The sequence below is a fragment of the Glycomyces xiaoerkulensis genome, assembly GCF_002798405.1.
GTDB classification, from domain to species: domain Bacteria; phylum Actinomycetota; class Actinomycetes; order Mycobacteriales; family Micromonosporaceae; genus Glycomyces; species Glycomyces xiaoerkulensis.
Window position 1 is genome coordinate 112,650 of record NZ_PGGV01000016.1, and the last position, 11,863, is coordinate 124,512.

Consider the following 11,863-nt stretch of genomic DNA (forward strand, 5'->3'; position numbering starts at 1 on the left):
TGTTTTCGCAGTTCAGAAAGGATGCAGGTGTCCTGTGGACAACCGGCGGCGGTACCGTCGAGAAGTGACGGTCACTCGGGTCTACTCGGGGCGGATGCCCCAGACGCCGAACCACGCCTCGCTCGGGGACAGTTCGATCAGGTCCTCGCCGCTGGCGAGGGCGTTCGGCGGGCACGTGGTCGGCTCGATCGCGACCGAGCCGCGCCGCCGTTCGCCCTCGAGCCCGTCGGCGGTGAAGATGTGCACCCAGTCGAACGAGTCGTCCATCCACACCAGCGTCGCCGCCCCCGACACCGGGTCGGCGAGCCTGACCTCGGCCGTCCCGTCCGAGCCGCGTTCGAGCTGCCCGTAGGCGTCGTCGAGCACCAGGCCGCCCAGCGAGGTCGGCTCGCCGAGTTCGGCCGGTCCGGAGCCGGTCGGGATCTGCTGCTTGTCGAGCTTCAGCTTCTTCTTGGCCGGTACGTGCAGGGTCGCCTCGTCGATGCGGTCCAGGCCGCCGGCGGTGAAGTAGCAGTGCGTGCCGAACCCGAACGGCGCGGTCCTGGTGCCGGGGTTGGACACGGTGTGCGCCGCCCGCAGCCCGCCGGGCCCGACCGACCACCGGGTGCGGAGCTGCAGCGTCCACGGGTAGCCCATCCGCGCCGGGAGGCGGCACTCGAGCGTCACCGAGCTGCCGGTGACCTCGACGGCGTTCCACTCCATCCAGGCGACGAAGCCGTGCAGGGCGGTGTTGGTGGCGATCTCGTTGATCGGCAACTGGTACCGCTCGCCGCCGTAGGTGTACTCGCCGTCCCGGACCCGGTTCGGCCAGGGGGCGAGCACGTGGCCGGCCCAGCCGGGCGCGAGCTCGTCGTCGCCGTATCCGGCGACGATCTGGCGGCCGCGGTAGGTGTAAGAGCGCACGCCGCCGCCGACGGCGACGATGGTCGCCTCGTGGTCGTTGTAGGCGATCGACCATTGCTCGCCGGACAGCGCCATCGGGTACCTCCGTGTCGTTCGGGATGGGCGGGACGTGCTTTGACGTTAGCTCATGACCGACGGCCGGAGGCACGCGTATCGATGTGTGCGAGATCGCAGCGAACCGTTGGAACCGACAACAGTCGTTATCGAAAACCTCCCACTGAATCGGTCAAAACGGTATGAAAACCCAAGCTCACGATGCTCGTCTCATATTTTGCGCCGTCTTCGGGTGCCGGATCGGGATCACCCCCGCCGCGCGCGGTCTTCCGTAGTCGAACTGCTTGAGGCACCATTTCCCCATTGACTACGAACCGTCGCCTCCCGGAAGCCCCCGGTCGGCTGCAACAGGGACAACCACTCAGGAGTACAACGATGTCTGAGTTCAAGCCCGGTCTCGAAGGCGTAACCGCCTTCGAGACCGAGATCGCCGAGCCCGACAAGGAAGGCGGAGCGCTCCGCTACCGCGGCGTCGACATCCAGGACCTGGTCGGTCAGACTTCGTACGGCGACGTCTGGGGCCTGCTGGTCGACGGCGGGTTCGGCAACGGACTGCCCGCCGCCGAACCGGTTCCCGTGCCCGTGTCCTCCGGCGACACCCGCGTCGACGCCCAGGCCGCGGTCTCCATGCTCGCCCCGTTCTGGGGACTGGCGCCCCTGCTCGACATCGACGAGGCGACCGCCCGCGACGACCTCGCGCGCGTCTCGGTCACCACCCTGTCGTTCATCGCGCAGTCCGCCCGCGGCTCCGGCCGCCCGGCCGTGCCCCAGTCCGAAATCGACAAGGCCGAGACCATCACCGAGCGCTTCATGCGCCGCTGGCGCGGCGAACCCGACCCCGCGCACGTCAAGGCCGTCGACACCTACCTCATCTCCGCGGCCGAGCACGGCATGAACGCCTCCACCTTCACCTCCCGGGTCGTCGCCTCCACCGGCGCCGACGCCGCCGCCGCGATCTCCTCGGGCATCGGGGCGCTCTCCGGCCCGCTCCACGGCGGCGCCCCCTCGCGCGTGCTGCACATGATCGAAGAGGTCGAAAAGCGCGGCGAGGCCGAGTCCTACGTCAAGGAGCTGCTCGACTCCGGCGAGCGCCTCATGGGCTTCGGCCACCGCGTCTACCGCGCCGAGGACCCGCGATCGCGGGTGCTGCGCGACGCCGCCCGGCGGCTGGGCGCGCCCCGCTACGAGATCGCCGAGGCCCTCGAGCGCGCCGCGCTCACCGAGCTCAAGGCCCGCAAGCCCGACCGCGTGCTCGCCACCAACGTCGAGTTCTGGTCGTCGGTGGTGCTCGACTTCGCCGAGGTGCCCTCCGAACTGTTCACGCCGATGTTCACCTGCGCCCGCGTCGCCGGTTGGAGCGCCCACATCCTCGAGCAGAAGAAGCTCGGCCGGATCGTGCGCCCCTCGGCCAAGTACGTCGGCCCCGGACCCCGTCGGCCATCCGAAGTGGAGGGCTGGAAGTAGCGCCCCGCCCGAGTCGGCTCGTTCGGATAGGATGAGGCCGGAAACCCACCGCTGACTTCGCCGAACGAGACCACCGATGCCCTCCCCGGCCCCCGTGCCCCGACGATCTTCGTTGCGCCGGCGGGACCTCCTGGTCGGAGGCCTCGCCGGCCTCGCCGTGGCCGCCGCCGGAGCCGAGAGCGCCCGGTCGGTGTGGGACTCGGGCCGCGACGAACGCCCCCTGCCGCCCCCGCCCCGGACCCGGCCGGTCCACCTGCAGGTCGTCGCCCACCCCGACGACTGCCTGTACTTCATCAACCCGCGCATGGCCCGCGTCCTGGCGGCCGGGGCCGCCCTCTGCACCGTCGTGCTCACCGCCGGGGAGTCCGACGGCCGCAACACCCGCGACCCGGCCGGCGCTCCCGACTACGCCGGCTATTCGGCCGCCCGCAACACCGGGCTGCGGCGGGCCTACGCCCACATGGCCACCGGCGACTCCGAATCGCCTTGGGATCGCTCCCGCGCCGTCCTCGGCTCCGGTCAGCAGGTCGAGGTCTGCCTGCTGCGCCGACGCCCCGACGTCCAGCTCATCTTCTGCTCACTGTGGACTAACCTGGGCCGGATCACCGGGCGCTACACGCGCCTGCTCGGTCTGTGGGAGGGCGACCTGCGGTCTTCGCTGGTGCTGCCGCCCACCGGTTCCCCGCTCACCGACGCGACCGCCGTCGACCGCGAGACGGTCACCGGCAGCCTGCTCGAGCTGCTCGACCACTACCGGCCGACGGTCGTCAACACCCTCGACCCCGATCCCGACCCGGTCGTCGGCGAGCGGCTCGGCGCCGAGCAGCGCGGCTACTCCGACCACATCGACCACACCGCCGCCGCCCTGTTCGCATGGGACGCCGCCCGCGAATGGGCCGGAGCCGCGGTCATCGAATCCTGGCGCGGCTACTACAACCGCCGCTGGCCGGGCAACCTCGGCGCCGCCGACCGCGACGCCAAGGGCCGGGCCCTGAACCTCTACTCCTGGGCCGACGGCTTCGACTGCGGCGACCCGGTCGGCTGCGGCGACCGCGTCGTCGTCGGCCCCGGCACCGGCGACTCCTACGGGCTCGGCACCCACCCGCGCTACGCGGCCGCCGTCGCCGCCGCCGAGACCGGAGGGCGGCACCGGGCGCTGACCGTCCAGGGCACCCGCCTGCGCCTCCACAGCGGACCGGGATCGACCGAAATGGGCGGGCCCGACCTGCTTCCGGGCATCGCCACCGCCGGCTCGCGCGTGTTCGGCATCCGCGCCGACCACACCCACGACCCGGCCGCCCACGTCCGCGACCTCCACTGCCTCGACCTGGCCACCGGGCGGTGGACCGATCTGGGCAACCCCGCCGGGACCGGCGAGTACGCCCGCCGTATCGGCCCGCCGACCGCGGCCGACGACGGCACCACCGCCCTGGTCGCCGTCCGGGCGCCCGACCGCGCCATCGCCGTCCGCACCAAGCCGGTCGGCCGCGACTGGACCGACTGGACCGAACTCGACGGCCCCATGATCCACGACTCCCCGCACGCCTACGCCACCGCCGACGGCCGCATCGAGATCGTCGGCGCCACCCCCTCCGGGCTTGCGATCTGGCGGTGGACCAGCCACGGCTGGACCGTCCGCGACCTCGACCTGCCGCACGTCGGCGGCGAGCCCGGCTACGCCCCCGCCGGGGCCGTCGCCGCCGCGGGCGGGCCCGGCGGGCGCATCGTCCTCGCCTCCCGCTCCGGCGGCAGCGCCGACGTCGTGGTCCACTTCGGGCGCGGCCGGACCTGGACGGCGACCCTCCTGCGGCTCGAAGGCGGCATCATGCCGCCGTCGGTGGCCGTCTCCGGCGACGGCACGGTCGCCATCGCCGCCGACAACGGCGCCGGTGCCGCCGCCGTGGCCGTCTTCGGCGTCGAGGCCCTCGAGCACGGTCCGTCCGAGCGGCCCCGGATCCGCTGGGGCCACGGCGACGTCGTCCTGACCCGGCGGCCCGCCCTCGCCTTCGACGCCGCCGGCATCCTGCGGCTGTGGGCGGTCGGCGCCGACGGCGCGCTCTACTCCGCCGAGGCCGCGGCCGGTGACGGACCGCCCACCGCGTGGGCCCCCGCGCGGCGGCGCGACGACTGATCCCGACTACAGTGAGGCGCAGGACCGACCGAGAACGGAGCCGACAGTGACCGACGAGATCACCATCCCCGCCGAACTGCTTCCCGCCGACGGGCGATTCGGATCCGGCCCCTCCAAGGTGCCGACCGAGGCGATGGCCGCCCTGGCCGACGCCGGCAAGTCCGTCATGGGCACCTCCCACCGCAAGAGCGCGGTCAAGGACCAGGTGGGGCGGCTGCGCCGGGGGCTGTCCGAGCTCTTCTCGCTCCCCGACGGCTACGAGGTGATCGTCGGCGTCGGCGGCACCACCGCCTTCTGGGAGGCCGCCGTCTTCGGACTGGTCGACCACCGCGTCCAGGCCGCCAGCTTCGGCGAGTTCGGCTCCAAGTTCGCGGGGGCGGTCGCGGCCGCGCCGCACCTGGCCGACCCGACCGTCGTCACCGCCGAACCCGGCACGGCCGCGCACCTGACCGCCGAGGAAGGCGTCGACGTCTACGCCACCCCGCACAACGAGACCTCGACCGGCGTCGCCGTCGAAGTCAAGCGGGTCGCCGCCGACGGCCTGATGCTCCACGACGCGACCAGCGCCGCCGCCGGACTCCCGGTGGACCCGGCCGAGACCGACTGCTACTACTTCGCGCCGCAGAAGGGCCTGGCCTCCGACGGCGGCCTGTGGATCGCGCTGATGAGCCCGGCCGCGATCGAACGCGCCGAGCGCATCGCCGCCTCCGGCCGCTACATCCCGGCCTTCCTGGACCTGAAGACCGCCATCGACAACTCGCGCAAGGACCAGACCTACAACACCCCCGCGGTGGCGACGGTCTTCCTCGCCGCCGAGCAGGTCGACGCCCTCAACGCCGCCGGCGGCCTCAAAGCCGCCGCCGACCGCTGCGCCGATTCGGCCGGGACGCTGTACTCGTGGGCCGAATCGCGCGACTTCGCGGACCCGTTCGTGACCGACCCGCAACTGCGCTCCAACGTGGTCACCACGATCGACTTCGACGGTGTCGACGCCGCCGAGATCGCGAAGGTGCTTCGCGCCAACGGCGTGGTCGACACCGAGCCGTACCGCAAGCTCGGCCGCAACCAGCTTCGCATCGCCACCTACCCGGCCGTCGACCCCGCCGACGCCGCGAAGCTGACCGAGTCGATCGACTACGTGGCCGAACGGCTCTCCTGAGCGGCATGGAGGCATCGGACCGGGAGCGGCTGCGGCTGCTCCCGGCGCTCATCGAGCACCAGCGGGTGCGCACCACCCCGGTCAAGTCCGAAGCGTCGGCCTCGGCGCAGCGCCTGACCTTCGACGACGGCTCCTCGGCGTTCGCCAAGTTCGCCCACGGCGACCGGCCCGGATACCTCGCCGCGGAGGCCAACGGGCTCCGCTGGCTGCGCGAGGCGTGCGAATCGGTGGTCGAGGTCCTCTACGCCGACGACCGGATCCTGGTCGAGCCGTGGCTGGAGCCGGCCGAACCCACCGTCGAGCACGCGGTCGAGCTGGGCCGCCGGATCGCCCTCATGCACAAGGCCGGGGCCGAGCGGTTCGGCGCCCCGTGGCGCGGCTACATCGGCGAGACGTTCATGGACAACGACCCGGCCGGGCCGGACTGGCCCGAGTGGTACGCGGCGCGCCGCATCGAGCCCTACCTGCGGCCCTCGCGCGACAACGGGGCGCTGGACGCGGCCGACGCGGCCGCGATCGAGGCCCTCGCCGGCAGGCTCCCGGAGCTGGCCGGACCGCCCGAACCGCCCGCCCGGACCCACGGCGACCTGTGGTTCGGCAACGTCCACTGGGCCGCCGACCGGGCCTGGATGATCGACCCGGCCGCGCACGGCGGGCACCGCGAGACCGACCTGGCCAACCTGCCGCTGTGGGGCGGGGTGCCGCTGTACGAGGAGATCCTCGCCGGCTACTTCGAAGTCGCCCCGCTCGCCGACGGCTGGCGGGAGCGGATCGGCCTCCACCAACTGTTCCCGCTGCTGGTCCACACCACCCTGTTCGGCCGCTCCTTCCGGGGGCCGCTGATGGAGGTCGTGGCCCGCTTCTCCTGACACCCGAGACGACGATGGCCGGCCCGCCGCTTCCGCGGCGGGCCGGCCCATCTGCAACGGGAGGAGAGGTCTTACTCGCCCCAGTCGGCAGCCATGCGACGGCGGCGCACCAGCCACAGGGCGATCGCTCCGGCGATGGCCAGGGCCGCCGCGGCGGCGATGCCGCCGGTCAGACCGAGGCCGGTCGCGGGGAGCTTCCCGCCGCCGGAGCCGTCACCGGCGCCGTCGAGGTCCTCGACGAGCTCGGCGATGCCCCAGTCGGCGTTGGTGTTCCACGACTGGCCGGTCGGGTCGTACCAGGTGTGGACCGCGGTGCGCTCGCCGTCGGCGGCGTCGTTCACCTGCAGCTCCAGGCCCTGCTCGACGCCGACCTCGGCGAACTCGGAGGCCAGCTCGATCGACACCTCCACCAGGTAGCCGCCGTCGACCTGCGAGGTCGCACTCGTGATCTCGCCGGCGTCGGGGCCGTTGGCGCCGACCGAGACGACGTTCTCGTAGTTCACCCGGTACTGGCCGTCGGACTCGTCGTAGCCGCCGGTGCGGGTGTTGCCCGGGTTGAGGAACAGCTCGACCGAGTCCTGCTCCCAGGCGTTGGCGCTGGCGTCGTCGAGGACCGGGTCGGCGACCGCGAACAGGGCGTAGAAGGAGCCCTCGTCCCACAGCAGCGAGACCTGGGCCTTGGCGCCGTCCTCGCTGCCCTCGACGTGGACCTCGGTGGTCACCTCCGAAGCGGTGTCCCACACCTCGTCGGCCTCGCCGTCGATCACCGGGGCGGTGTCGGCGCGCGGGACCTGGACGCGGGCGTAATCGGGCTCCTCGGTGTCGGGGAGCTCGGGCAGTTCGCTCGGGTCCACGATGCCCCAGTAGGCCCACTTGGACTGAAGCTGGTCGTCGAAGATCAGCGGGCTCTCCAGCGGCCGCGGGGTCTCGCGGGTCCGCTGCCAGGTGCGGCCGTCGTGGAGGCCCCAGGCGGTGACCGTGTCGATCTTGTCGGAGTGGTCCCGGAACATGTCGAACAGGTCCCGGAAGTAGTGTCCCTGCTCGATGAGCCGGTCCTCCAGCTCGGGGAACTCCTCGTCCTCGGTCGGGGCGCCGATGACCACGTCGAGCTCGGTGATGACCTGCGACAGGCCGAGCTGGTCGAACTTGACGATGCTGTCCTCGATCTGGTCGAGCGAGGTGTTGAGGTTGACGTGGGTCTGGTGGCCCACGCCGTCGACCGGGACGCCGTCGGCGAGCAGGTCCTCGACCAGGTTGTACATGTTGTCGCGCTTGCCGGGGTTCTCGGTGTTGTAGTCGTTGATGTAGAGCTGGACGTCGGTCGCGCCGACCGCGTCGAACTCGGCGCGGGCGATCTCGAAGGCCTGGTTGACGTAGTCGGTGCCCTCGAAGATCTGGTACCAGCGGCTGTTGCGGTGCACCTCGTCGTTGTTGTCGCTGATGACCTCGTTGACCACGTCCCAGGCCCAGATGCTGTCGCCGTAGCGCTCGGCGATGGCGCCGATGTGGTCTTCCATCCGCCGGATCATGATGTCGCGGTCTTCATCGGAGCTGCCGAGCGGCTCGCCGGCGTTCTCGTGGTCCTCGGGGTATTCGAACCACCAGTCGGGGGTCTGGCTGTGCCAGATCAGGACGTGGCCCCACACGCGCATGCCGTTGGCCTCGGCGTAGTCGACCAGCTCGTCGGACTCGGTCCAGTCGAACTCGCCCTCGGTGGGCTGGATGGACTCGGGCTTCATGTGGTTCTCGGCGGTGATGGAGTTGAAGTGCTTGTTCAGCAGCTCCGCCGAGGGGTCGACGATGTCGCGGCCGTCCACGGCCGCGCCGATCGGGAAGTGGTCGCCGAGCTCGTCCTTGAGATTCGGAATGTCCTGCTCGACGCCGGGCGGGTCCAGTTCGGTGATGACGACGTTGTCGATGTAGTAGGAGTCCTCGACGACCGGGGACTCGACGTACAGGGTGAGGCTGTCGGCCCCGCCGGTGCTGTACTCGCCGCCGTAGGTGTTCCAGTCGGTGCTCGCGGCGGCCTCGAAGGCGATGCTGTCGTAGCTGGACTCGCCGTCGGTGGTGCTCTCGATGGTCACGGTGAGCGCGTCGCCGGGGCTGCCGTCGGCCAGGCGGGCGTCGAGCTCGATCTCGTAGGTGCCGCCGGGGGCGATGATGTCGGTGACGTCGAGCGCGGGGCCTTGCCAGGTGTCCCCGCGGTCGGTGGTCAGCAGACTGCCGTCCTCGACCGAGAGGGTGACCGCGCCGCGTTCGGTCCAGCCGTTCAGGTCGCCGTCGTCGAAGTCGGCTTCGTAGACGACCGTCGGTTCCTGGGCGGCCGCAGAGGGCGCGAAGGCGAGCGCGGCTGTCGGCAGCAGCAGCGCTCCGGCTCCGAGCGCACCGATGCGGCGCAGATGGGACGGGGGTCGATCTGTCATGTTCTTCAGCTCCGGAGCAGAGGGATTAGCGGGGTAGCGAAAGTTTCGGAACCAATTTGAAACTTTCGGTGAGGGTGCCGTCATATTACGAGAGACATCGAGGGGTGTCAACCGCGGGGGGTCGGCCGAATCCGCCGCCCACCCGCCCGGTACCTGCACGTCTCGTCGCACTTAACGAAACTGTCACTTCTACGGACTAGGCTCGATTTATGTCGAGCCCACGCCTGCGCGACCGCCACGGCCGGGTGGCGACCGACCTCAGGGTCTCGCTGACCGACCGCTGCAACCTCCGCTGCACCTACTGCATGCCGGAAGCCGGACTCCCGTGGCTGCCGAAACCGACCATGCTCACCGACGACGAGGTGATCCGGCTGGTCGGCATCGCCGTCACCAGGCTCGGCGTCACCGAGGTCCGCTTCACCGGCGGCGAGCCGCTCCTGCGGCCCGGCCTGAGATCCATCATCGACGCGGTCACCGACCTCGAGCCACGCCCCGAGGTCTCCCTGACCACCAACGCCATCGGTCTCGAACGCCTGGCCGTGCCGCTGGTCGAGGCCGGGCTCGACCGCGTCAACGTCTCCCTGGACACCATCGACCGCGACAGTTTCAAGGAACTGGCCAAGCGCGACCGCCTCGACCAGACCCTCAACGGCATCAAGGCCGCCTCGGCGGCCGGACTCGCCCCGGTCAAGCTCAACACCGTGCTCATGCGCGGCATCAACGACGACGAGGCCCCCGCGCTGCTGCGCTACGCGCTCGCCCACGACTACCAGCTCCGGTTCATCGAGCAGATGCCGCTCGACGCCGGCGGCACCTGGCGCCGCGACCAGATGGTCACCGCCGCCGAGATCCTCGAGGCCCTCCGGGCCGAGTTCGACCTCACGCCCGACCCGGCGCACCGCGGCTCGGCTCCGGCCGAGACCTGGCTGGTGGACGGCGGCCCCGCCAAGGTCGGCGTCATCGGCTCGGTCACCAGGCCGTTCTGCGGCGACTGCGACCGCACCCGGCTGACCGCCGACGGCCAGGTCCGCAACTGCCTGTTCGCCACCGGGGAGACCGACCTGCGCGATCTGGCCCGCTCCGGGGCCGGCGACGAGGAGATCGCCGCGCGCTGGTGCGAGGCGATGTGGGGCAAGAAGCCCGGCCACGGCATCGACGATCCGTCGTTCCTCCAGCCCTCCCGGCCCATGTCGGCGATCGGGGGCTGAGTATGCCGGTGCGGGTCAGATACTTCGCCGGCGCCAAGGCCGCCGCCGACCGCGCCGAGGAGCGGGTGGCGGCCGCGACCGTCGCCGAGCTTCGGACCGCGCTGGCCGAGCGGCACGGCCCCGGCCTGGAGCGGATCCTGAAGGTGGCCACGATCCTGGTCGACGGCCTGACCGCGCGCGATGAGCACGCGCCGCTCGCCGAGGGGGTCACCGTCGAGGTGCTCCCGCCCTTCGCCGGAGGGTGAGGATTTCTCGGACTGTGCCTCCGGGGAGCCGCCTGGCCCCCACCGATTCCCGTTTGCGAGGATGCAGTGGTGCGCCGACCTGACGAACGATCGAGACCACAGGTGGCGTCCCCGCTGTTCGAGCTGTCAGCCGACATGCGGACCACTGCCGAGCGCCGTCGCCGTCCGGGCCGGCACCATTCCAGGTCCGCGCGCGAGGCCGTCCCGATGCCGGAGCCGGTGCTGACGACCACGGCCCCCGATCCCCGGCAGGACTCGGCCCCGCTGCTGACCGGCATGGCCGAGGTCGGCGCCGGTCTCCTGGACTCCCTGGACGCGATGCAGCGCGTGGCGGCCTCGGCCGGCCCCGGGCCGCTGCTGGTCAACGCCGCTCCCGGGACCGGCAAGACCCACCTGCTCATCCGGCGCGTCGCCTACCTCGTCCAGGAGCTGGGCGTGCCCGCCCGGCAGTGCCTGGTCGTGGCCGCCTCCGCCGCCGGCGCCGCGCGCATCCGCCGCGAGCTGGCCGAGCTGCTCGGCGACGAGGCCGCCCGGATCACCGTCGCCGAGTTCGCCGACTTCACCGGGGAGAACTCGAAAGGCTCCTCCTACCGGCGCGTCGCCCCGGAGCTGGGCCACCTGTTCGTCGACGACCTGCCGCGGATGCCAATGCGGCTCTACCGGCAGTTGATGGAGCAGCGCCGCCCCGGTGCGGACGTCACCGCCACCGGCGATCCCGATTCGGCGCTGTGCTCGGGCGAGCCCGCCGCGTTCAAGGCCTTCGCCGACCAGTTCGCGCAGGCCCACGTCGTCCGACTCTCGCGCAACCACCGCAGCCCCGCCGCGGTCCTGGTCGCCTCCTCGCAGGTCATCGAGCCGATCAGCCGGGTGCCGGGTCGGCTCACCCAGCCGCAGCGGCCGGCCCTGGAGGGGTCGGGCATCGGACGGTGCTACGCGGTCGACGGCGACGACGAGAAGCGCTTCGTCGACGACCTGATCGGCCGCCTCGACGAGTTCGGCGTCGCCGACGACGAGATCGCCGTGATCGGCCCGGGCGGCGTGTCGGTCGCCGAGGCCGCCGACGGCGAGTACCGCGTGGTGTGCCTGACCGGGGTCACCGAGGAGGCCTGGCCGAACACCGCCGTGGCCCGCCGCGAGCTCTACGTCGCCCTGAGCCGCACTCGGGATCTGGCCTATGTGAGCCACACCGGGCTCGGCTCGCCCCTCCTGGCCGATGTAGATCAGGGCCTTTTCAGTCCATTCGGGATGGTACCGGTGACGCGTTCGGGCCCTGAGCAGCCGCGGCTGCTCTGAGCGCGCCGCGCGGTCGCGACGCGGAGTTCCCGCGCGACCACGGTTCGATAGGCCACAATAGGTCGCAGACCGCAGCAGTCGACCTAGGGAGGGCCCATGGAGCACACCGAGGAG

Annotated in this window: 9 protein-coding genes; 7 read left to right on the forward strand and 2 right to left on the reverse strand. The window is 71.8% G+C overall.

Features of this window, described 5'->3' with window-relative positions:
- Nucleotides 1-81 precede the first annotated feature (81 nt).
- Nucleotides 82-978, reverse strand: a complete 897-nt coding sequence (locus CUT39_RS06160) for an aldose 1-epimerase family protein (protein ID WP_100445094.1) — start codon at nucleotides 976-978, stop codon at nucleotides 82-84.
- A 354-nt stretch (nucleotides 979-1,332) separates the two neighbouring features.
- Here CUT39_RS06160 and CUT39_RS06165 point away from each other — a divergent pair, with 354 nt between their 5' ends.
- The 4 genes from CUT39_RS06165 (at nucleotide 1,333) to CUT39_RS06180 (ending at nucleotide 6,580) form a co-directional block, all read left to right on the forward strand.
- Nucleotides 1,333-2,421 (forward strand): citrate synthase 2, encoded by a 1,089-nt coding sequence (locus CUT39_RS06165; RefSeq protein ID WP_100445095.1) that lies wholly within the window; start codon nucleotides 1,333-1,335, stop codon nucleotides 2,419-2,421.
- A gap of 112 nt (nucleotides 2,422-2,533) precedes the next feature.
- Nucleotides 2,534-4,552 carry a PIG-L family deacetylase gene (locus CUT39_RS06170; RefSeq protein ID WP_198586918.1) on the forward strand — a complete coding sequence of 673 codons (2,019 nt, stop codon included), beginning with the start codon at nucleotides 2,534-2,536 and terminating at the stop codon, nucleotides 4,550-4,552.
- Between the two features lie 46 nt (nucleotides 4,553-4,598).
- Nucleotides 4,599-5,711 carry a phosphoserine transaminase gene (gene serC / locus CUT39_RS06175; RefSeq protein ID WP_100445097.1) on the forward strand — a complete coding sequence of 371 codons (1,113 nt, stop codon included), beginning with the start codon at nucleotides 4,599-4,601 and terminating at the stop codon, nucleotides 5,709-5,711.
- Between the two features lie 5 nt (nucleotides 5,712-5,716).
- Entirely contained in the window at nucleotides 5,717-6,580 is an 864-nt protein-coding gene (locus CUT39_RS06180; RefSeq protein ID WP_100445098.1) for a fructosamine kinase family protein, read from the forward strand.
- A gap of 71 nt (nucleotides 6,581-6,651) precedes the next feature.
- Here CUT39_RS06180 and CUT39_RS06185 read toward each other — a convergent pair whose 3' ends face one another.
- Complete coding sequence (locus CUT39_RS06185) at nucleotides 6,652-9,003, reverse strand: endo-1,4-beta-xylanase (protein ID WP_198586919.1); 2,352 nt, start codon at nucleotides 9,001-9,003, stop codon at nucleotides 6,652-6,654.
- Between the two features lie 209 nt (nucleotides 9,004-9,212).
- On the opposite strand from CUT39_RS06185, the gene moaA reads away from it, so the two are divergent.
- The 3 genes from moaA to CUT39_RS19970 all read left to right on the forward strand — a co-directional run bounded on the left by moaA (nucleotide 9,213) and on the right by CUT39_RS19970 (nucleotide 11,749).
- Nucleotides 9,213-10,211 carry a GTP 3',8-cyclase MoaA gene (gene moaA, locus CUT39_RS06190; RefSeq protein ID WP_100445100.1) on the forward strand — a complete coding sequence of 333 codons (999 nt, stop codon included), beginning with the start codon at nucleotides 9,213-9,215 and terminating at the stop codon, nucleotides 10,209-10,211.
- 2 nt (nucleotides 10,212-10,213) lie between these two features.
- The gene (locus CUT39_RS06195; RefSeq protein WP_100445101.1) at nucleotides 10,214-10,456 is read left to right on the forward strand and encodes a MoaD/ThiS family protein; all 243 of its coding nucleotides are present in this window, start codon (nucleotides 10,214-10,216) and stop codon (nucleotides 10,454-10,456) included.
- Between the two features lie 69 nt (nucleotides 10,457-10,525).
- Entirely contained in the window at nucleotides 10,526-11,749 is a 1,224-nt protein-coding gene (locus tag CUT39_RS19970) for a UvrD-helicase domain-containing protein (RefSeq protein WP_157930508.1), read from the forward strand.
- Nucleotides 11,750-11,863 lie beyond the last annotated feature (114 nt).